General features: G+C 41.1%; 24 protein-coding genes and 1 pseudogene. 17 read left to right on the top strand and 8 right to left on the bottom strand.

What is annotated here, in order from left to right; all coding sequences use genetic code 11:
* Positions 1-22 precede the first annotated feature (22 nt).
* Both G5B60_RS07045 and G5B60_RS07040 read left to right on the top strand, forming a co-directional pair.
* Positions 23-892 (top strand): Rgg/GadR/MutR family transcriptional regulator, encoded by an 870-nt coding sequence (locus tag G5B60_RS07045; protein WP_164683377.1) that lies wholly within the window; start codon positions 23-25, stop codon positions 890-892.
* A gap of 71 nt (positions 893-963) precedes the next feature.
* Positions 964-1,221, top strand: coding sequence for a hypothetical protein (locus G5B60_RS07040; protein ID WP_164683376.1), 258 nt, complete (start codon positions 964-966; stop codon positions 1,219-1,221).
* Positions 1,222-1,261: 40 nt separating this feature from the next.
* Here the strand turns inward: G5B60_RS07040 and G5B60_RS11635 are convergent, their stop codons facing one another.
* Positions 1,262-1,393, bottom strand: a complete 132-nt coding sequence (locus G5B60_RS11635; protein WP_277423792.1) for a hypothetical protein — start codon at positions 1,391-1,393, stop codon at positions 1,262-1,264.
* A gap of 138 nt (positions 1,394-1,531) precedes the next feature.
* The gene (locus G5B60_RS07035; protein ID WP_206225089.1) at positions 1,532-1,876 is read right to left on the bottom strand and encodes a TetR/AcrR family transcriptional regulator; all 345 of its coding nucleotides are present in this window, start codon (positions 1,874-1,876) and stop codon (positions 1,532-1,534) included.
* Between the two features lie 49 nt (positions 1,877-1,925).
* Between G5B60_RS07035 and G5B60_RS07030 the strand changes: the two genes are divergently transcribed.
* The 4 genes from G5B60_RS07030 (at position 1,926) to G5B60_RS07015 (ending at position 5,050) form a co-directional block, all read left to right on the top strand.
* Complete coding sequence (locus G5B60_RS07030; RefSeq protein ID WP_164683375.1) at positions 1,926-2,804, top strand: ABC transporter ATP-binding protein; 879 nt, start codon at positions 1,926-1,928, stop codon at positions 2,802-2,804.
* Between the two features lie 16 nt (positions 2,805-2,820).
* Positions 2,821-3,615 carry an ABC transporter permease subunit gene (locus G5B60_RS07025; RefSeq protein WP_164683374.1) on the top strand — a complete coding sequence of 265 codons (795 nt, stop codon included), beginning with the start codon at positions 2,821-2,823 and terminating at the stop codon, positions 3,613-3,615.
* Between the two features lie 89 nt (positions 3,616-3,704).
* Complete coding sequence (locus G5B60_RS07020; protein WP_164683373.1) at positions 3,705-4,277, top strand: GNAT family N-acetyltransferase; 573 nt, start codon at positions 3,705-3,707, stop codon at positions 4,275-4,277.
* Positions 4,274-5,050 (top strand): nucleoside phosphorylase, encoded by a 777-nt coding sequence (locus G5B60_RS07015; protein WP_164683372.1) that lies wholly within the window; start codon positions 4,274-4,276, stop codon positions 5,048-5,050. The genes G5B60_RS07020 and G5B60_RS07015 overlap by 4 nt, the downstream gene beginning before the upstream one ends.
* A 6-nt stretch (positions 5,051-5,056) precedes the next feature.
* Here G5B60_RS07015 and G5B60_RS07010 read toward each other — a convergent pair whose 3' ends face one another.
* Entirely contained in the window at positions 5,057-5,248 is a 192-nt protein-coding gene (locus G5B60_RS07010; RefSeq protein WP_164683371.1) for a hypothetical protein, read from the bottom strand.
* A gap of 72 nt (positions 5,249-5,320) precedes the next feature.
* Here G5B60_RS07010 and G5B60_RS07005 point away from each other — a divergent pair, with 72 nt between their 5' ends.
* The 4 genes from G5B60_RS07005 (at position 5,321) to G5B60_RS06990 (ending at position 9,317) form a co-directional block, all read left to right on the top strand.
* Positions 5,321-6,697 carry an ATP-binding cassette domain-containing protein gene (locus G5B60_RS07005; RefSeq protein WP_164683370.1) on the top strand — a complete coding sequence of 459 codons (1,377 nt, stop codon included), beginning with the start codon at positions 5,321-5,323 and terminating at the stop codon, positions 6,695-6,697.
* A gap of 117 nt (positions 6,698-6,814) precedes the next feature.
* Positions 6,815-8,323 carry a zinc ABC transporter substrate-binding protein AdcA gene (locus tag G5B60_RS07000; protein ID WP_164683369.1) on the top strand — a complete coding sequence of 503 codons (1,509 nt, stop codon included), beginning with the start codon at positions 6,815-6,817 and terminating at the stop codon, positions 8,321-8,323.
* A 384-nt stretch (positions 8,324-8,707) separates the two neighbouring features.
* Positions 8,708-8,998, top strand: coding sequence for a hypothetical protein (locus tag G5B60_RS06995; RefSeq protein ID WP_013642908.1), 291 nt, complete (start codon positions 8,708-8,710; stop codon positions 8,996-8,998).
* The gene (locus G5B60_RS06990) at positions 8,988-9,317 is read left to right on the top strand and encodes a type II toxin-antitoxin system RelE/ParE family toxin (protein WP_164683368.1); all 330 of its coding nucleotides are present in this window, start codon (positions 8,988-8,990) and stop codon (positions 9,315-9,317) included. Before G5B60_RS06995 ends, G5B60_RS06990 begins: the two co-directional genes overlap by 11 nt.
* 295 nt (positions 9,318-9,612) lie before the next feature.
* Here G5B60_RS06990 and G5B60_RS06985 read toward each other — a convergent pair whose 3' ends face one another.
* The 3 genes and pseudogenes from G5B60_RS06985 to G5B60_RS06980 form a co-directional block, all read right to left on the bottom strand.
* Positions 9,613-10,086: a hypothetical protein gene (locus G5B60_RS06985; protein WP_164683367.1), complete on the bottom strand. Its 474-nt coding sequence runs from the start codon at positions 10,084-10,086 to the stop codon at positions 9,613-9,615.
* A 172-nt stretch (positions 10,087-10,258) separates the two neighbouring features.
* Positions 10,259-10,384: pseudogene (locus G5B60_RS11475) on the bottom strand (plasmid recombination enzyme); the annotation flags it as partial.
* The gene (locus G5B60_RS06980; RefSeq protein WP_164684227.1) at positions 10,329-10,634 is read right to left on the bottom strand and encodes a DNA-binding protein; all 306 of its coding nucleotides are present in this window, start codon (positions 10,632-10,634) and stop codon (positions 10,329-10,331) included. The gene G5B60_RS06980 and the pseudogene G5B60_RS11475, both read right to left, overlap by 56 nt.
* A 238-nt stretch (positions 10,635-10,872) precedes the next feature.
* Between G5B60_RS06980 and G5B60_RS06975 the strand changes: the two genes are divergently transcribed.
* Positions 10,873-11,436, top strand: a complete 564-nt coding sequence (locus G5B60_RS06975; RefSeq protein WP_164683366.1) for a helix-turn-helix domain-containing protein — start codon at positions 10,873-10,875, stop codon at positions 11,434-11,436.
* Positions 11,437-11,502: 66 nt separating this feature from the next.
* A complete protein-coding gene (locus G5B60_RS06970) occupies positions 11,503-12,660 on the top strand; it encodes a site-specific integrase (RefSeq protein WP_164683365.1) in 1,158 nt (385 codons plus the stop codon).
* Between the two features lie 104 nt (positions 12,661-12,764).
* On the opposite strand, the gene G5B60_RS06965 is transcribed toward G5B60_RS06970, so the two are convergent.
* Positions 12,765-13,007, bottom strand: coding sequence for a type B 50S ribosomal protein L31 (locus G5B60_RS06965; RefSeq protein ID WP_115269015.1), 243 nt, complete (start codon positions 13,005-13,007; stop codon positions 12,765-12,767).
* Positions 13,008-13,268: 261 nt separating this feature from the next.
* Between G5B60_RS06965 and wecB the strand changes: the two genes are divergently transcribed.
* The 5 genes from wecB to G5B60_RS06940 are packed head-to-tail and all read left to right on the top strand — an operon-like array spanning position 13,269 to position 17,770.
* Positions 13,269-14,435 carry a non-hydrolyzing UDP-N-acetylglucosamine 2-epimerase gene (gene wecB / locus G5B60_RS06960; RefSeq protein WP_241154512.1) on the top strand — a complete coding sequence of 389 codons (1,167 nt, stop codon included), beginning with the start codon at positions 13,269-13,271 and terminating at the stop codon, positions 14,433-14,435.
* Positions 14,428-15,213, top strand: coding sequence for a hypothetical protein (locus G5B60_RS06955; protein ID WP_164683364.1), 786 nt, complete (start codon positions 14,428-14,430; stop codon positions 15,211-15,213). The genes wecB and G5B60_RS06955 overlap by 8 nt, the downstream gene beginning before the upstream one ends.
* A 12-nt stretch (positions 15,214-15,225) precedes the next feature.
* Entirely contained in the window at positions 15,226-15,363 is a 138-nt protein-coding gene (locus G5B60_RS06950) for a hypothetical protein (protein WP_164683363.1), read from the top strand.
* Positions 15,356-16,666 carry a glycosyltransferase family 2 protein gene (locus tag G5B60_RS06945; protein ID WP_164683362.1) on the top strand — a complete coding sequence of 437 codons (1,311 nt, stop codon included), beginning with the start codon at positions 15,356-15,358 and terminating at the stop codon, positions 16,664-16,666. Before G5B60_RS06950 ends, G5B60_RS06945 begins: the two co-directional genes overlap by 8 nt.
* Positions 16,667-16,672: 6 nt before the next feature.
* Positions 16,673-17,770, top strand: a complete 1,098-nt coding sequence (locus tag G5B60_RS06940; protein ID WP_164683361.1) for a glycosyl hydrolase family 8 — start codon at positions 16,673-16,675, stop codon at positions 17,768-17,770.
* Positions 17,771-17,801: 31 nt separating this feature from the next.
* On the opposite strand, the gene G5B60_RS06935 is transcribed toward G5B60_RS06940, so the two are convergent.
* Positions 17,802-18,728 (bottom strand): DHH family phosphoesterase, encoded by a 927-nt coding sequence (locus G5B60_RS06935; protein ID WP_164683360.1) that lies wholly within the window; start codon positions 18,726-18,728, stop codon positions 17,802-17,804.
* Positions 18,729-18,757 lie beyond the last annotated feature (29 nt).

The raw sequence follows: 18,757 nt of genomic DNA, 5'->3' as shown, positions 1-18,757 counted from the left end.
TAAATGTAAAAGGAGAGCTTGTATGGACGATAGTTATGGAAAAGTTTTTAAAATGATTCGAGAATCTAAGAACATGTCCCTAAAAGAAGTGGCTGGAGACTTTGTAACGCCTGCTCAACTTTCTCGATTTGAAAATGGGAAAAGCAATCTATCTGTAGATACTTTCTTTTACTGTCTGAGACGCATGGATGTTTTACAAGGAGAGTTTTCCTCACTCTTTGACGCCTATTTCCAAGACCAAGATGTGCGATTGTCGTCACAGCTCTACAAATCCATAGAAACTGGAAATATTGGCTACTTTAAAAAACAAATAAGAGAATATCAAGAACGTTTTGAAGAAAATGGGCGAAAGTCAGACCGTGTTTTAATTGCTGTTTTCCATGTTATGATGAATCGCTGTGACTCCACTCAAATCATACCAGAAGCTGAAAAAGAAGTTATTGCAGACTATCTAATGTCCGTAGATGAATGGTGTTTTTACGAACTCTGGATTCTGAGTTACTGCGCTCGAGCTCTAAGCACAAAGTTGCTAGAGCTACTATGTTCAGAACTTCTAAATAGAACTCAATTTTTTCATACCATAACTGAGAATCGTCAACGTATTTATCGAGTGCTTTTAAATGTAGTTAGTATCCTACTGGATAGAAAAGAAACCATAGTAGCGGCTAAGTTTATCCACTCTTTAGATAGCCTTGACATTATGGAAGGAGACTTATATGAACGCCAGCAACTAAAATTTGCTAAAGGGCACTTGAATTACCTTCAAGGCAACATCAAGGGGCTAGAGACCATGAAAAAATGTAAAGAAATAGCTGATTTTCTAGATTGTTATGACCTATCACAACAAATTGAAGATACTTTTACCCATTTACAGATATGTAACGATTTTTAATTCCTCCAAAATTTCCTGTAAGATAATAGGTGTAAGGCTTACAAGAACATTATCATACAGGAGAGATGACCATGAAAAAATCACTTTTATTACTAGGCATTGTGGCGAGCTTAGGACTTGCTTTCTTTGCTATTAACAATGACGACACAAGCGCTACCGCAAGTAACAAGGCAAACGATGGCTTTGTCGTCTGGGGCAAGGTTGACTTTTCAGACGATAAAGAAGAAGCAGTAGAGACGACAAGCGCTAAACAATCAGAAGATGACAAGGGACTTGAACATTTTATCAAGACCCACCAAACACCCCTCTCAAAAACGATTACTAAATAACACAAATTTCCCTCCTTTATTTAAAAGAGGGAAATTTTGTTTATTCATGCGGGACACCTTTTTCCTGCTGAGTGATTTTGGCAAAGACGCCGATAGTGGCAATCTCGTAGATGAGCTCGACCAGTTTTTCCTCGGGGAGATTTTCGCCAGAGACTGTCCAGTGGCGAAGCACGCCAAAGATAGCAGAGATATGGTACTCTAGGATATAGCTGGTCTCAAGGGTGATGGTGATACGTGATTGGAAGTTATCAAGGAGTCGCTCTTTGACAATGTCCTCTAAAATGGTGTGCTGTCCACGCTCGATAAGGAGCTACAGCTTATGGTGATTGCGCTTAAAGAGCGTGATAAAATTGCGTAATAGCTGGTCTGGGCTGTCAAAAAAGCCGTCTAGCATGACCTCTTTTGAGAGCTCTTGCGCTTCTAAGATTTGGTAAATCGCCTGCTCCAGCAAATCATAAATATCCCTAAAATGGTCGTAAAAAGTCGTGCGGTTGTAGCCAGCCGTAGCACACAACTCTCGGATAGAAATTTTTTGAATGGGCTTGTCTTGGTAGAGTTGCCAAAAGGCAGTGATAAAGTTTTCTTTGGTTGCAGTCATGGCTTTATTATACCAAAAACCGACAATTAACACGAGATTGTCGGTTGAAAAGGTCATGATTTGGATTTACAATATTTTCAGAAAAACAAAAAAAGGAGTTCTCTGTATGGATGTTATAAAAATCAGCCATTTAACCAAAGATTATGGCGACAACAAAGGTGTTTTTGATGTTTCAGTCACTATCAAGCAAGGTGAGGTCTATGTTTACCTCGGTCCAAACGGCGCAGGGAAATCAACGACCATGCGTCACCTCATGGGCTTTTCAAAACCGCAAAAAGGGACTGTCACTATTTTTGGCATGGACGCTTGGACGCAGCAAAAGGAAATCCAAAAACGAGTCGGCTACCTGCCTGGTGAGATTGCTCTGCCAAACGATATGACAGGCTTATCCTATCTCAAGATGATTGCTAAAATGCGTGGTATGAAGGATTTCTCCTATGCGACTGAATTGCTGGATTACTTTGAAATCAACCCTAAAGCAGGTATCAAGCGCATGTCAAAAGGGATGAAACAAAAGATTGCCATTGTCGCAGCCTTTATGCACAAGCCTGACTTGCTCCTTTTGGACGAGCCAACGTCTGGGCTTGATCCGCTTATGCAAAAGAAATTCATTGACCTCGTTGAGAGGGCAAATAAAGCTGGCGCTACAGTCATCATGTCCTCACATATCTTTGAAGAGGTGGACAAGACTTGTGATCGTATAGGGATGATTCGCCAAGGTAAGCTCATTAAGGAATTGCCAGTGGATGAGTTGCGTCACGCACAGACCAAGACCTTTAAGGTTGAGTTTGCTTCCGCAGAAGCGCTCGTTGGCATGAAAAAAGCCTTTCCCAATGCTACTTATCGTGACTCGCAAAACCAAGTCATCCTAGACTTCAAAGATAGCGAAACCAACCATGTGCTTGCTGAGCTCTCGAAATACGACGTTCACTTCATCTCCGAAGAAAAGCACACCTTAGAAGATTACTTCATGCAATTCTATTAAAAGTGAGGTACCGTTTATGTTTTCAATGACTTATTTTATCCAAACCATAAAATCAAACGCCAAAACTTGTCTTGCTCTGACCTTGGTGCCTAGCGTCTTTCTGGTTATCATGACCAATGTCTTTACACCGACGACCATCTCTAGCTTAGAGTCAACCTTGGGGTCTGGCGACAGCATGGTGTCTAACCTCATGGGTAGTGCAGGCTCTAGCCTAGTCAGCTTTATGGGGTCATCTTTTTACACCGTGATTGGAACGCTGGTGCCTATGGTTTACTCCATTATGGTGGCAAATAGTCTCTTAGCGCAAAAGGTGGATGATGGTTCGATGGCAAGTCTCCTCTCCACTCCAACCAAACGCCGTCAAATCACCATCTCAAGCGCTGTTTATCTGATTTTGTCCGTTATTGCCATGTGGGTGGTCATCACCCTTGTCGGTATCTGGGGTGCTGATACTTTCCAACCAGACGCCCTAGACGTTGACGCCTTTATCCGCCTCAATATGGGAGCTTGTGCTTTGCAGCTCGCTCTCTCTGGTATCAGCTTTGCTGCGTCCGCTATCTTTAACACCAGCCACAACTCCATGGCGATAGGCGCTGGTATTCCTCTCCTCTCCTTTGTCGTAGCAACGCTAAAACGCCTCTCAAGCGACCTCGATGGACTCAAATACTTCACACTCCAAACTTTATTTGACACCACAAAACTTATCGAAGGCAAGGACTACTGGGGCAATATCTGGATACTACTAGCTATCGCAGCTGTCCTCTATATCTTAGGTATCGTCTGGTTTGACAAGAAAGACTTACCACTCTAGGCAAAAAGTAGGCTTTGTCCTGCTTTTTTCTTGTTGACAAATGTCTTTCTCTTATCTAAAATGAATAATAAAACATGTGGAGGGTTGTTATGATTGAGATTTGTCAAGCGTCGCTAGAGGATGCCAAGAAACTGCTTGCGATTTATGCGCCTTATGTGGAGGAGACGGCGATTACTTTTGAGTATGAGGTGCCTAGTCTTGATGATTTTCGTGAGCGGATGAAGCATATCAGGCGCTTTTATCCTTATCTGGTTGCTAAAGAAAACGGCGTCATCCTAGGCTATGCTTATGCGTCTGCCTTTCACGAGCGAGCGGCTTATCAGTGGTCAGCAGAAGTCAGCATTTACCTAGCTAAGGCTGCTCGTGGTAAAGGTCTTGGACGCAAGCTCTATGAAAAGCTTGAAGCCTACCTCAAGCAAATGGGTGTCCTCAATCTCAATGCCTGTATCGCAAGTACGAGCGAGGAGGACGCTCACCTGACCAATGCCAGCCAGAAATTTCACGAAGCGCTTGGCTACCATCTGGTCGGACGTTTTCACAAGACAGGCTACAAGTTTGAGCACTGGTATGACATGATTTGGATGGAAAAAGCACTAGGTGAGCACACCACCCCTCCAAAAGCGCTACGCTCATTTCAAGAGATATTAGGAGAAGAAAGATGATTTTAGAAGATTATGATGAGAATAAAGAAGCCATCATCAACCCATCAGACCTCAATGAGAAAGTAGAAGGCTTTCCAAAGACGGTCGTGACCTGCTTTGCAAGAACGACCTTTAAGCGCATGCTGTCTGAATTTCCTCATAGGCAAATCGCTCAACTGTCTGTAGCCAATCTTGCTATTCCCTTTTATGAGCTTGATTTTAAAGGGCATAAGCTAGGCTTTTTCAACTCTTATGTCGGCTCTAGCGGTTGTGTGGCAGTGCTAGAGGATGTGATTGCTATGGGTGCTGAAAATCTCCTTGTCTTTGGCACTTGTGGCGTCCTAGACAAAACCATAGAAGAGACGTCTCTTATCCTGCCGACTTCTGCCATCCGTGATGAGGGGACGAGCTATCACTACCTGCCCGCAAGCGATGACATAGCGGTAAATACGGACTATCTACCTGCTTTTAGAGCCTTTTTGGAGCGTTTGCAAGTCTCTTATCGTGAAGGCAAGGTCTGGACGACAGACGGGATTTACCGTGAGACGCTAGACAAGATGGCAAAGCGAAAAGCAGCAGGAGCTATCGCTGTCGATATGGAATGCTCGGCTATCGCAGCACTAGCAGCCTTTAGAAATATCAACCACGTTCAGTTTTTCTACTCCGCAGATAACCTTGATAGCGAGAAATGGGACGCTAGAACCCTAGCAGACGACGCCGACCTTGAGCAAAAAGACAAGATTGCTTATCTCGCCTTTGAATTTGCTATTGAAACCTTTGAGAAAGGACGCTAATTCAGATTAGTGTCCTTTCATAATACCCATGAAAGCGTTGAAAAGCGTGTCTTTTTGCGCTACAATCACAGTGACAACAGTCACGATATTTTTACAGGAGGAGAGTCCGATGAGATGAGTAAAAAGGCTATTTTTCTTATGACATTGGGGGCTTGCACCCTTGTTTTTTGGTGTGTCTATGCTATCCCATGTCATCAACTGCACTACGCCTTACTTGGTCTTGGTTTGTGTTTGGGCTCTTTGTGACCTATTGCTTTTGGAGGTATTGTTATGCCATTACACGTATTAAAGAATATTCATTTAGAGATAGAAGGCAAAGAATTGTTTTCGTTAGACAAGCTGACCGTAGAAGAAGGAGACGTTATCGGTCTCATTGGTAAAAATGGCGCTGGCAAGACCTGCCTGCTTAGGATACTCTCAGGTGAGCTGACAGACTATTCGGGGAGCGTTTCAGGCAATGCTTCGACCTGTTTTGGTGATCTGCGACTGACTGAGGATGACCTCAAAAGCGGTGGTGAGCTTGCTATTGCAAACTTTCTGGAGCTTCTTAGGCTACCTACTGACCTTTTTCTTCTTGATGAGCCGACGACTTATCTGGATAATCGTCATTTTAAAAAGGTTGTCGCTATGATTAAGCGCTCCCCGTCTAGCTTTTGTATTGCCAGTCATGACAGGGCGCTTTTAGAGGAAGTTGCCACTAAAATCTGGGTTATTGAGCAAGGAAAAGTCAAGCAGTACGACTGTGGCTATGAGGACTATCTGACCGAGCGAGCTTATGAGACCAGTCATTATCAAAGTGAGCTCAAAAACTATGAGCGTGAAAAGCGTAAGCTCAAGAAATCCCTCCAGCAGATGAAGGAAAAGAAGGACAAGAAAAAGGGCAAACCTAGAAAGATGAGCGCTTCTGAGTACCGTATCGCAGGGGTGAAAACGAGTATCAACGTCAAGCAAAAGAAACTGCAAAAGGGTATCACACAACAAGAGAACAAACTAAGCCAGCTCAAACAACCTAAGCAAGTGACAGAAGACTACGACATCTCATTTCTAGCTCAAGCCAGTCTCCGTCCCAAAAGACAGCTGGTCATACCAGCCTACAGCGCCTTTGTCGGTGAGAAGCGCCTTTGGCAATCACAAGACTTAACGCTTAAAAGCGGTGACAAACTGGCTATCAAGGGCGCCAACGGTTCTGGAAAGACTACTTTTTTGAACTACCTGTACACAAGCCTGCCAACAGCCTACAAAGTCGGTTATTTTCGCCAAAGCCATCTGGATTTTCTAGATAGCAATGACACGGTTTTAGCAGCGGTGAGTGAGAAGGCAGAGGGGCGTTTAGAGGAAAGTCAGTTGAGAACCTTGCTTGCTCTTTTGGATTTTAAAAGGGAGAAAGTCTTTCGTAAAATCAAAGACCTCAGCCGAGGTGAGCAGGTGAAAATCAGCTTTCTAGCTTTGCTGGTCAGCGACTTGGATGTCTTGCTGCTGGATGAGATTACCAATTTTCTCGATATGAAAACCATCGAAGCTTGCGAGAAGGTCTTGAATACTTTTCCAGGTATCTTGGTTTTTGTTAGCCACGATTATTACTTTATCGAGCATGTGGCGAATCGTGTCTTAGACATCAAAACATGGCAACAGGAGAATGATACTTAAAAAAAGACTTAGCTTTTTTGACATCAGGGCTTGAAATTTCCAAAAATCATGATATAATTAACCAGTAAACAATTAACTAGTTAAGTATATACTTGACCTAATGAGGAAAGGAAAACCATGAGAAGGAAATTAGTATGCTTACTGACTGCTATGACATTGGTTCTTGGCGTGTCGCTTGCCTTTAGCAAAACGAGCCACGCAGATGATAAGATAAAGGTAGTGACCACCTTTTACCCTGTCTACGAGTTTACCAAGGAAGTCATGGGAGATGAGGGAGACGTGTCTCTTTTGATTAAGGCGGGAACAGAACCGCATGATTTTGAGCCTTCCACAAAGGACGTTGCCAAGATTCAAAAGGCGGACAGCTTTGTCTACATGGATGATAACATGGAGACTTGGGTCAGCTCTGTCAAGAAGACAGTCGGCGACAACTCGAAGTTTATCAAAGGTACAGGGGATATGCTCCTTTTAGCTGGTAGCGAAGAAGAGCACGAAGAAAGCGGCAAAAGCCACAGCCACGCCTATGACCCACACGTTTGGCTCTCTCCAAAACGTGCCAAAACCGTCGTTGAAAATATCCGTGACGGCTTGATTAAAGCCTATCCAGACAAGAAAGAGACCTTTACTAAAAATGCTGCCGCTTACATCACCAAGCTAGAAGCACTGGATAAGAGTTATGAAACAGCGCTCTCAAAAGCTAAACAAAAGAGCTTTGTCACACAGCACGCAGCCTTTTCTTACCTTGCCCTTGACTACGGGCTCAATCAAATCGCTATCACAGGTGTCAGCCCTGAGACAGAACCAACCGCAAAACGTCTAGCAGAGCTTGCTAAATACATCAAAAAATACGACATCAAGTACATTTACTTTGAGGAAACAGCCTCAAGTAAAGTCGCTAAAACCCTGGCGAATGAAGCAGGTGTCAAAACAGCAGTGCTCAACCCTATTGAGAGCCTAACCAGCAAGCAAGAAAAAGCTGGCGAGTCTTACATCTCTATCATGAAATCAAACCTCAAAGCCCTTCAAAAGACAACATCTGTCAAGGGGAAAGAGATTAAGGCAGAGTCTGACGCAAGCGAAAAAACAGTTGAAAATGGCTACTTCAAGACAAGTGCTGTTAAAAATCGCACCCTGTCTGACTGGAGTGGTAATTGGCAGTCTGTTTATCCTTATCTTGAGGATGGCACACTTGACCAAGTCTGGGACTACAAGGCAAAGCTCAACAAGGACAAGACTGCCGAAGAGTACAAAGCCTACTACACCACAGGTTACAAGACAGATGTCACCAACATCAGCATTGATGGTAGCAAAAACACCATCACCTTTACACAAAATGGTGAAAAGAAAACCTTTACCTACAAATATGTCGGCTACAAAATCTTGAAGTATAAAAAAGGCAATCGAGGTGTTCGCTACCTCTTTGAAACAGAGGATAAAGACGCTGGCGAGTTCAAGTATGTCCAGTTCAGCGACCACGGTATCAAGCCACAAACAGCTGCGCATTTCCACCTTTTCTGGGGCAGTACCAGCCAAGACGACGTCCTAAAAGAAATGGACAACTGGCCAACCTACTATCCTGAAAAACTCTCAGGACACGACATTGCCCAAGAAATGGTAGCTCACTAAAGAGAATCTAAAAGACTAGAAGTTAATGCTTCTAGTCTTTTTTGGTAGGTAGAATAAAAAAACTCGCTTCCGTAGAAGAAACGAGTTTTGTATTAGCACATTTAAGTAGCAAATGGTTTTGCTTATTTGAGACCGTATTATCCAAAAATTATATATGATATGGGCAAATACCTTTTAAAATAAGGGGTTAACGGATTTTAATTTTAAAAAATTTTATATACATTAAGTATTTATAAATATATACGGTACCAAAAAGGTACCAAAAATATTAAGTTTCGGAGCTTATAAAATAATGAAATCTCACTCAATTATGTTGAGCCTTTTTTATTGACTTTTTTTATATATATGAGATAATTAAATAAATTACATAAAGGAGTTACATAAATGGTAGTTGCAGAAAAAAATAGAGCCGTCACTTTTCAAGCTAATAAAGAATTAGTAAGTGAGGCTAAAGAAGTTTTAAATAAAAAGAATTTGACATTATCACATGCTTTAAGATTATTTCTACAAAATGTTGTTGTTACTAATGAAATTGACTTGTTGAACGAAGAAGAACTAGAAAAAGAGAAGTTATTTAGACAACTTCAAGGAGAAATAAAGCAGGCTATAGATGATTATGAAGCTGGTGTAAATACTTATTCAGCTGAAGAGGTGAGAAAACGTCTTGGATTATAAAGTGAGTTATAACACTGGTGCTTTGGAAGCATTGGTAGAAATAAAAGAATATATAATTAATAATTTCAAGTCAGAAACATCAGCGAAAAAAGTAGTTGATAATATCATGCAAAAAATAAGTGCTTTAGAGATTTTTCCTGAAGTAGGGTTTGATGCTGATGAAAGATTTGGAAAAACTTTAGATAAACGTCATAAAACCAGAGGTTTAACAATTGGGAAAGATTATATAGCTTTATATTTTGTTGATGATGAAAAAAAGGAAGTTATCATTACCCATATTGTCTCAACTCGAAGTGATTATGTAAAATTGTTCAAATAGCAATCTAAAAGCCTTAGTAGTAAAACTAAGGCTTTTAAGGTGATTTTAGTTAGGAGCAAAATTAGTTCGGGCTGTTTAGATAATCTCAAGGCAGAGCCGACCCTGTATTGATAAACAATACCTTTGAGCAAACTGTTACCAATCACTCCACTTTCTCCTAGAGTAAAAGCTGAGAACCCTTCGGGGATTTAACTGAGGAAACTCAGGGGCAGCACCTCTACCTAATTCTCACAAAGAGAATTCTTTGAATGAGTTGTCACCAACTCAAACTCAGTCTCAACTTGTTTCTAAAGTATCACTTTTTATTATCTTTTGCAAGTCTTTTATAGACATTCATATGTTCAATAGGTAACATCGTATCCATTGTTTTTATTAGTCTGTGATAAATGGCATAACGAGTATTAGCATTGGAGATATCAGCAATAAACTCTTGATACCCTTCAATATAATCTTCTTCATTAGTTGGTAAAATGCCTATCATCATCTTTGACTTATCTTTTGGGTCAATATCATATCCAAATCTGATATTATAATTAGCCAGTTCATTCTTAATACGATAAAGCTGTAAGCTATTATCGTGAAAATTAGTAAATTCTGGCACTTCAAATATTGACCTATCAATTTGTAGATTGTCAGATACTTCAGTATGGGAATAAACCCACCAAAGCAGAAATAAAAGATTCTTACCAGTATATATTGGCTCTATGCCACCTTTATCTTTTTTTGATAAGTCATGATGAAAATAGTAAAAGACTTCCTTATTTGCCATTTTATGTACTCCTTGCATTAAAAAATTTATTCCATGGTCTACTTGACAGCAAGTAACCCATGCTATTTTTTTCTAATTTGTCGGTTGTCAGCTCTTCAGTCTGACAACTCGTCAAATTTAGTCTAAATCGCATGGCTTGCTATCAAGTAGCTTTCACGGCATAAAAGTGATACTAGCTATTTTTGTCGACAAGATTTTTAACTTGCCTAACAACTGTCTTAGCTAACCCTATTGGGCTTAAGCTATTGACAAATGAAAGTGTGTTTTGGAAAACTGGCTTTGGCATAAATTCTTTGAGCAACTTTATGTTTGTCGTATAAAGTGACTCCGTCAATAACCATATGGGGCATGCCTTCTTTTTGCCATTTTGCAATAGTAGTCGTTGAAACGTCTAGCCAACGGCATAAACCAGACATGCGAACCATTGGCTTATAAAGTTCCTTATCTTCAAGGGCTTTTTCAATGGCGGTTTGTACCATGTTATCGTAGCGAGCTAATAGCTCTTTTTCTTTTCGTTTAGGTAATTGTAAAATGAATTCTTCTGCCATTTGCAGGTTCTCCTTTTTCTTAAAATCATTATCCAGTGCGTCAAATCGGACAAACGTTTCTTGTTCTTCTAGTGTGTAAGCCATAGTTGACCCCTTTCTTTATTGTATAAGCTTCGAATATTAATTACTCATTTCGTGTAATTTGTATTTATTTTAAACCCTTTTTGGGTTTTTGTCAACAGTTTTTTCTCTTTTTGTGTAATTTGTGTTATAATGTCTCAAAAAGGAGAATACGTAAATGACAAATTTTCAATTTCTTGTAAAAGAAAGTAAGAAAAGCTTGACTGAAATAAGTCACGAAACAGGCATTAGTTACTCAACATTAGGTAATTATAATCAGGGTACTAGAACACCAAAGAAAGAGAATGCCAAAATCCTTGCCGACTACTTCGGTGTCTCTATCCCTTACTTACTAGGGCTTGATGATAATCCTAATCTCATAGACCCAGGAGCACCTAAAGAAGTTCTGAAAGGTTTTGCCAAGATACTTCAAGGAAAAAGTAGCATAGACAATAAAATCACCAAATGGACGCCTTTTGGTGATGAATTAGCTATCATACTTAAGGAAATCAATCAGTCAGAATTATTAGCTGACTATATTGATTTCCTAGCAAGTAAAAAAGACTTCAACCCTATTTTGGTTAAAGCTATTAAGGAATTTATAGCCGACGAAAAACAAGGACTAATTCCTTTTCTGATTAACAAGTCAGGGGGAGAAGACTCACCTTATCACTACGTATGGCAAGCATGGGAGAACTCTGACGAATACAAAAGAAGAATGGCTGAAAAGCATAAAAAATAATTGTAACAACTCGTAATTTCTTTATTTTATAAGCTTCGAAACCTAAAAAATAAAGGAGAAATTACAATGTCTATTATTAAGTACAAGGCTAAAAAGTCTAAAACAGGCTATCTTTACAAAGTTAGAATTTACCGAGTGATTGACGGAAAACGTCATGATTATTTTAAAAGCGGTTTTAAAACACGTAGAGAAGCAAAAGAACATGAAGCTATGATTTATCATAAAAAATCAACAGGAGAGCTCTCAGAGCTTCTCAGAGCCTCTGAGAGACGTTTTGAGGGAGTTTTTGAAGAATGGTTTAGAACGTATCAAGATACCGTAGAGAGGACGACAAGCGTTCGTACTGATGATATTTTTAGGCTCCATATTTTACCAACACTAGGAAATGTTGCAATTTCAAAAATAACTCCTTGGCAATGCCAGGAGTTTATTACGGAAAAAGGAAAGACCTTTAGAAATATTAAGCAAATAAAATCTTATGCTAGTCAAGTTTTTTCCTTTGCGGTTAAGATGAAATTGATTGCTGAGAACCCTATGAGAGACGTTACCTTACCTAAAAGAGAGCAAAAACAGTCTGATAATTTTTTCAATGTTGATGAATTACACGAGTTTTTAGGTATTGTGAAATCGGAAGAACCTTATAAGAACTATGCTTTATTTAGATTATTAGCTTATAGCGGTTTAAGGAAAGGTGAGCTTTACTCTTTAAGGTGGTCTGATATGAATTTTGATAAACAGATATTATCTGTCACCAAAAATTTAGGGCGGATAAAAGGAAAAGCAGTCGAAAAAAGTACTAAAAATAGATTTTCAGTACGTCAAATTCCTTTAGATATTGAGACAGTTTCTATCTTAAAAGAATGGAAACAGCAAAGTAAAAAAGAAAAAGGGCAACTTTCAGTTACTCCATTAATTGATAATGATTATATGTTTACGTTTGTTGATAGAGACGGAAAAATACAGCCTTTGTATCAAGATTATATCAACAGCATATTGAAGCGTATTATCAATAAACATAATTTAAAGAAAATCACACCTCATGGGTTTAGGCATACTCATGCAACCTTAATGATAGAAGTAGGAGTAGACCCAGTTAATGCTGCCAAGCGGTTAGGTCATGCTAGTAGTCAAATGACATTAGATACCTACAGTCATGCCACAGAAGCAGGAGGAGAACAGACAATAAAAAAATTTGCTGATTATCTCAAAAAGTCAAATAATTAATTTTCCAAGACGGTACCAAAAACGGTACTAAAAATAAAAAAAGCCAATTTCGACTTCTCGAAAATGGCTTAATATCAACGTTTTCAGATGATAAATGCGGTTTCTTATTTGAGACCGTATTTTTTGTTGAAACGATCCACACGTCCGTCTGCTTGAGTGAATTTTTGACGACCTGTGTAGAATGGGTGTGAATCTGATGAGATTTCAACACGGATAAGTGGGTATTCAGCACCTTCAAATTCAACAGTTTCTTTAGAAGATTTTGTTGAACCGCTAAGGAACTTGTAGCCAGTAGTAGTGTCCATGAAGACAACTTGACGATATTCTGGATGGATATCTTTTTTCATGTTTAACAATTTTCCTTTCTGCCATAGCTCTTGTGAGCCATAGTTTATTAACTATTACATTCTATCAAAACTTGCCAGACTTGACAAGTCTTTTTAGCGAATTTTTTGACGGATAAGAAAAAGTCACTCCAAAAATAAATGAAATATTAGTTTAATATTATTTTAATGTTTTCAATCTCTTTTTCATCTTATTAAAATAAACTTGTGTAACAATAAGAGGTTGTTACTATAACATTATAAACAAATGAAAGAGAGGTCATTATGTCTTCTGAAAAACGTTTGAAGGTGATGGTTGTTTTTGGGACACGACCAGAAGCCATTAAGATGGCTCCTTTAATTTTTCAGTTGAAAAAGGAAAAACATTTATTTGAGACCAAGGTTGTGGTGACGTCACAGCACAGGGAACTTCTTGACCAAGTGTGTCAGGTGTTTGGAATAGTGCCTGATTATGATTTGGATGTCATGAGTGAGCGCCAGAGTTTGGTGGATGTGACGACAGTCATTCTTGAAAAAATGGACGCTGTGCTCAAAAAAGAACAGCCTGATATGGTTTTGGTTCATGGTGACACAGCGACAGCCTTTGCTGCTAGTCTAGCGACTTTTTACAATCACATTAAGCTGGGGCATGTCGAGGCTGGGCTTCGCACTTGGGACAAGCTCTCACCCTGTCCAGAGGAGATGAATCGTCAGCTGACCGACGCTATGTGTGATGTTTACTTTGCACCGACTGCTAAGAGTAGAGCTAATCTCCTGCAAGAAGGACGAAACAAAGATGCTATCTTTGTGACGGGAAATACAGTGATAGACACTTTGTCTCTGACTGTCAGCGACTCTTATCACCATGAGCTGTTTGATAGACTTGATAGCAATAAACGCTTTATTTTATTGACCATGCACCGCAGAGAAAGTCACGGTGACGCCATGAAAGAGGTGTTTGAGGCTATCTATGAGGTGAGTGCAGAGTATGAGGACTTGGAGATTGTCTTTCCAGTACATCCAAATCCTAATGTGCAAGCGCTAGCCAAGCAGATGCTAGATGGCGTTGAGCATATCCATCTCATCTCACCGCTTGATGTGGTTGACTTTCATAATATCGCACGGCGCAGTTATTTCATCATGACCGACTCAGGTGGTGTGCAAGAAGAAGCGCCGTCACTTGGTAAGCCTGTCCTTGTCTTACGTAAGGAAACAGAGCGCCCAGAAGGCGTGCAGGCAGGCACCTTGCGTTTAGTTGGTACTGACAAGGAAACGATTAAAAGCGCTATGCGAGAGCTCTTAGGTGATAGAGAGTGTTACAACCGCATGGCAAGGGCGCAAAATCCTTATGGAGATGGCTGTGCGTCAGAGCGTATCACACAGGCACTCGCCTATCATTTTGGACGAGCAGAGCGCCCGCTAGATTTTGCAAGTGGGGTGAGTGATGAATAAGCAAAGACATTTGTTAATAGAGAGTGTGGTCTTATCGGCTGGATTACTGTTTTTGCTCATTTATGACTTTTTGGTGGATAAGCCTTTTTTGTCGAGTTTGCTTTGCCTACTTGCCTTGGCTTTAGTGAGCAATCTTTTCTTGAGTACGCTCTTAGTTGCGTGGCTGACGCTTTTGTCAATAGCCCTTGCAGTCATGATTTTGTTGTCTGGTGTGAGCTTTATGGCAGGCATGTCTCTTTTTTTGCTGGTGATTAGCTTTCCCTTGGCATTGACACTAGGCAATTGCTTGGTGGCTTATTACCACACGATAGTCTCTAAGGTCACTACAAAGGAAAAGCAGGCTGAAGCTGCCTATAAGGTCTTGCTTGAGGAGACGAGAATTTCAGGGAGTCACCTGCAAATTAGTCTCGTTCATTGGGCGCACAATGACTATTTTTATCAAGTGCACTCCAAGGAATATCGCCGTATAATTAAGCACATGGCGGATACTCTAGAGCGCTTTGTCGGTTTAGAAGACAGTGTCTACTATCTCTCAGACGGTGATTTTTTGATTTTATCGACAGACGATAGTAAGGACTATGAGAAACTTATCCGTCAAACCTTGTTGCCTCAATTGCAAGCAGAGCTGTTTATCAATAAAAGCAGTCATCACAGCCTGCAATACCAGAGTGCTGTTATGAGTATGAGGAGCTCATTTGAAGCGGATACGATGTCCTTTTCAAAAGTACAGCATTTGTTAAAGCGCATGCTAGAGACCGACTTAATCATAGAATATTGAAAGGAGTAGCAGATGTTAGTTGAGGTATTTCATGTTCTGGTGTGGATTGTCAGTATCCTCTTTGCGCTGAATTTTTGCGTGCTCGCTATTTGTTATCTAGTGATTTACAATCGGGTCAATCATCACTTTAAGGCGGTGAAGCATGATTAGTCAGCTTTCTATCATAGTGACCTTGGTGTCTATCTGGCTGTCGCTTTTTTGGGCGCTCTTGACTCTTTCTTCTGCCACCCATTTTTGGCTCAAGCACAGCAGATTTGACGTTGACCTATCGCCACTAGAAGAATATCCGATGATTAGTGTTGTTGTGCCTGCGCACAATGAAGAAGTGGTCATTGCAAAAACCATGCGAGCGATTTTAGAGATGAATTATCCAAAAGACTCCATGGAAGTTTTGCTCTTTGCAGATAACTGTAGCGATGCGACCTTTTCAGAGATGGAGCGTGTCAAGGCAGACGCCAAGTATAAAGGTCACACCATTCGCCTAATAGAGCGTCAAGGCACAGGCGGAAAAGCTGGTGTCTTAAACGATGCGCTAAAGCTAGCAAAGGGCGACTACATCGCTGTCTACGACGCAGACGCTATGCCAGAAGCAAATGCACTTTATTTTTTGGTCAAAAAGATTTTAGAAAACAAAGACGACTATGTGGCTGCTTTTGGGCGCAATAAAACTCGCAACGCTAAGCAAAATCTCTTGACCCGCTTTATCAATCAAGAAATCATCACCACACAGCGTGTGCAGCATGTGGGCAGTTGGCATTTGTTTAAAATTGGGCGTATTCCAGGGACGAATTTTCTCATTGAAAAGGCTTTTGTTGAGAGTATTGGTGGCTGGAGTTCGGGAGCTTTGACAGAGGACACCGACATTTCCTTTAAGATTATGGAAAAAGGCAAACTCATCGCTCTCGCCTACAATTCAGAAGCTTTTCAGCAAGAGCCAGAGACGCTAAAAACCTACTACATGCAGAGAAAACGCTGGGCAAAAGGCAATTACGAGGTGGTTTTCAAAAATATTCGCCATCTCTTTAGACCCAGCAATTGGCGGGTCAAGCTAGAAGTTGTCTACTACACTTGTACCTTCTTCTGGTTCAATGCCGCTATTGTCCTATCAAACATCATCTTTGCGTCTAATCTTATCACACTTGTTGTCAGACAATTTAACGATGAGGTGACTCTGCCTTTTACCTTTAACGGCAGCAATCTTTATTTGGAGCAGATGTTGTTTTTTAATTGGCTACTGATGATTTTGATTTACCTTTTGCAGATTCATCTAGCGATGGCAACACAATTTGGGCAGGCAACGTCTCACCAGCTTTGGATAGCCTTGCTTGCTTATTTTACCTATTCACAGTTATTTATTATCGTATCCATTGACGCTCTTGTATCGCTCACCTTAGACAAGGTGCTCCAGCGTGACGGGACAAAATGGGTGAAAACAAAACGCTTTTCAGGTTAGGAAGTTATGAGGAGAACGAAATTTAGATTTATTTGGTTTATAGTAGCACTGGTCTTACTTTCTGTGATTTTTCTACGAGCGAGACAGACCAACGACAAAGTGCTAAAGTCCAACCTTTACAAGGAATGGACGCAACGATTTTTGGTGACAAAGGGTGATACAGCCTACATCAAAACGACAAACGACGAGACAAAAGACGTGGTTTTGTCGGAGGCGCAGGGATATGGGATGTTGATTTCTGTTGAGGCAGCCGAGGAGGGATTAGCCAGCAAAAGTCAGTTTAATCATCTCTATCACTACTATCTCAGCCACCGTGATGGAAGCAGTCAGCTCATGTCTTGGCGACAAATTATCTCTGGGCAAAAAGAGACCTCACAAAAAAGCAACGCAACAGACGGCGACCTCTACATCGCCTATGCGCTTATCCGAGCGGCTAAGCTTTGGAATGATGAGGAATATAAAAAGCAAGCGAAGCGCTTGCTTGCCGACATCTTGGTCTATAATTACAACAGCACGCAGGAAGTGCTGACGGTAGGCAATTGGGCGACAAAAGACAGCAAGTATTACAACCTCGTCCGAACATCAGATGTACTTCCTGAGCAATTTAGCAGTTTTTATGAGCTGTCAGGAGACGAGCGCTGGCTGACTATCAAGGATAACATGCTTGACAAATTGACCCTCGTTAGTCAAAAGGTCAAGACGGGCTTAGTGCCTGACTTTATTTGGCTGGAGGACGGCAATGTCAAGGTCGCTTCAAGTAATGACGTAGCAAATGAATTTGACGGCAGTTATTCTTACAACGCCTGTCGTCTGCCTTACAATCTAGCCCACAGCAAGGACGCTAAAAGTCAGCAGGTGTTAGGCAAGATGATGACCTTTTTCATGAGTAAAAACCATGTCTACGCTGGCTACGACCTAGCAGGACACGCCCTCACCAAGCAAAATGCGGGTAGTTTTTCAGCGCCGCTGCTTTATGCTGGCAGCCAAAACACAGACTATCAAAAATTGGTCGAGGAAAATCGCTATATTTTCATGACCAAGCTGTCTGGACAGTCCTACTATGACGCTACGCTAGTGACACTGGTCGCTCTTGAGACCTTATAAAAAGCCAATTGCTAAAAGCAATGGCTTTTTTCTAGGCAAATAAATCCTTTAATTCTTGGAAAATCTGCTCATTCTCAGCTAGGCTGTAGGAGTTGGCACCGCTAGCTAGGGGGTGTCCACCGCCGTCATGGCGCTTAGCAATGGTATTGATGACTTTTTCCTTACTACGCAGGCGCACACGGTAATGCCCGTCAGCCTGCTCCACAAAAATTGCCCACGTCTCAACGCTGTCAATCTTTCCAGGCACACCAACAATAGCAGCCGTCTCAGCGTCAGTCACATCAAAATGTTTGAGCGTTTCCTGCGTCAAGAGCACACGAGCAGCACCAGTTGGGTCAATCTCGAGGTGGTCAAAGACGTAGCTCTGCAATTTTGCTACCTTAAGTGAAAATGAATCCATCCGACGTGACAAAGCGGCAAAATCAAACTGAAACTGGCGCAGAAAACTTGCAATAGCAAGCGTCTTACTAGTTGTTGCAGGGTAGAGAAAGCGTCCTGTATCTCCGACAATCCCCGTATAGAGCAGGCGTGCTGCCTCATCAGACAGACTGAGTCCAACGGTCTGTGCAAAATCGCAGATAATCTCACTAGCGCTTGAAGCAGTCGTATCCACATAGCAGATGTCACCGTAGACATCATCGTTTGGATGGTGGTCCATCTTGATCAGAAATGCCCCTTTGGTATAGCGCTTATCGTCAATGCGAGGAGTGTTGGCTGTATCTGTCACAATGACCAAGGCGTCCTTGTAGTCGCTGTCGGCTACCTCGTCCATTTGTGCCACCCAAGACAGACTAGGCTCGTTGTAGCCCGTTGCAAGGACTCGCTTATCTGGAAAATTATGTTTGATAATCTCTTTCAGCCCTACTTGGCTACCCAGAGCGTCTGGGTCTGGCTTCATGTGACGGTGAATGATGATGGTGTGATAGTTTTGTATTTGTGCTAAAATCTCTTGAAACATACAATTCTCTTTTCTAACTAGCAGTTTTA

This window comes from Streptococcus hyointestinalis, from assembly GCF_011039275.1.
Lineage (GTDB): Bacteria > Bacillota > Bacilli > Lactobacillales > Streptococcaceae > Streptococcus > Streptococcus hyointestinalis_A.
The sequence above is the reverse complement of the archived record's forward strand: the minus strand, read 5'-3'. Positions and strand labels throughout refer to the sequence as shown.

Bases quoted from the DNA above. Each gene is read 5' to 3' on its own strand.
- G5B60_RS06980 (WP_164684227.1), bottom strand. From the start codon at position 10,634: ATGGCAGAAGAATTCATTTTACAATTACCTAAACGAAAAGAAAAAGAG.
- G5B60_RS07000 (WP_164683369.1), top strand. From the start codon at position 6,815: ATGAGAAGGAAATTAGTATGCTTACTGACTGCTATGACATTGGTTCTT.
- G5B60_RS07020 (WP_164683373.1), top strand. From the start codon at position 3,705: ATGATTGAGATTTGTCAAGCGTCGCTAGAGGATGCCAAGAAACTGCTT.
- G5B60_RS06955 (WP_164683364.1), top strand. From the start codon at position 14,428: ATGAATAAGCAAAGACATTTGTTAATAGAGAGTGTGGTCTTATCGGCT.
- G5B60_RS06970 (WP_164683365.1), top strand. From the start codon at position 11,503: ATGTCTATTATTAAGTACAAGGCTAAAAAGTCTAAAACAGGCTATCTT.
- G5B60_RS06985 (WP_164683367.1), bottom strand. From the start codon at position 10,086: ATGGCAAATAAGGAAGTCTTTTACTATTTTCATCATGACTTATCAAAA.
- G5B60_RS07045 (WP_164683377.1), top strand. From the start codon at position 23: ATGGACGATAGTTATGGAAAAGTTTTTAAAATGATTCGAGAATCTAAG.
- G5B60_RS06935 (WP_164683360.1), bottom strand. From the start codon at position 18,728: ATGTTTCAAGAGATTTTAGCACAAATACAAAACTATCACACCATCATC.
- G5B60_RS07040 (WP_164683376.1), top strand. From the start codon at position 964: ATGAAAAAATCACTTTTATTACTAGGCATTGTGGCGAGCTTAGGACTT.
- G5B60_RS07015 (WP_164683372.1), top strand. From the start codon at position 4,274: ATGATTTTAGAAGATTATGATGAGAATAAAGAAGCCATCATCAACCCA.
- G5B60_RS07005 (WP_164683370.1), top strand. From the start codon at position 5,321: ATGCCATTACACGTATTAAAGAATATTCATTTAGAGATAGAAGGCAAA.
- G5B60_RS06995 (WP_013642908.1), top strand. From the start codon at position 8,708: ATGGTAGTTGCAGAAAAAAATAGAGCCGTCACTTTTCAAGCTAATAAA.
- G5B60_RS06975 (WP_164683366.1), top strand. From the start codon at position 10,873: ATGACAAATTTTCAATTTCTTGTAAAAGAAAGTAAGAAAAGCTTGACT.
- G5B60_RS07025 (WP_164683374.1), top strand. From the start codon at position 2,821: ATGTTTTCAATGACTTATTTTATCCAAACCATAAAATCAAACGCCAAA.
- G5B60_RS06965 (WP_115269015.1), bottom strand. From the start codon at position 13,007: ATGAAAAAAGATATCCATCCAGAATATCGTCAAGTTGTCTTCATGGAC.
- G5B60_RS06950 (WP_164683363.1), top strand. From the start codon at position 15,226: ATGTTAGTTGAGGTATTTCATGTTCTGGTGTGGATTGTCAGTATCCTC.
- G5B60_RS06945 (WP_164683362.1), top strand. From the start codon at position 15,356: ATGATTAGTCAGCTTTCTATCATAGTGACCTTGGTGTCTATCTGGCTG.
- G5B60_RS06940 (WP_164683361.1), top strand. From the start codon at position 16,673: ATGAGGAGAACGAAATTTAGATTTATTTGGTTTATAGTAGCACTGGTC.
- G5B60_RS07030 (WP_164683375.1), top strand. From the start codon at position 1,926: ATGGATGTTATAAAAATCAGCCATTTAACCAAAGATTATGGCGACAAC.
- wecB (WP_241154512.1), top strand. From the start codon at position 13,269: ATGTCTTCTGAAAAACGTTTGAAGGTGATGGTTGTTTTTGGGACACGA.
- G5B60_RS07035 (WP_206225089.1), bottom strand. From the start codon at position 1,876: ATGACCTTTTCAACCGACAATCTCGTGTTAATTGTCGGTTTTTGGTAT.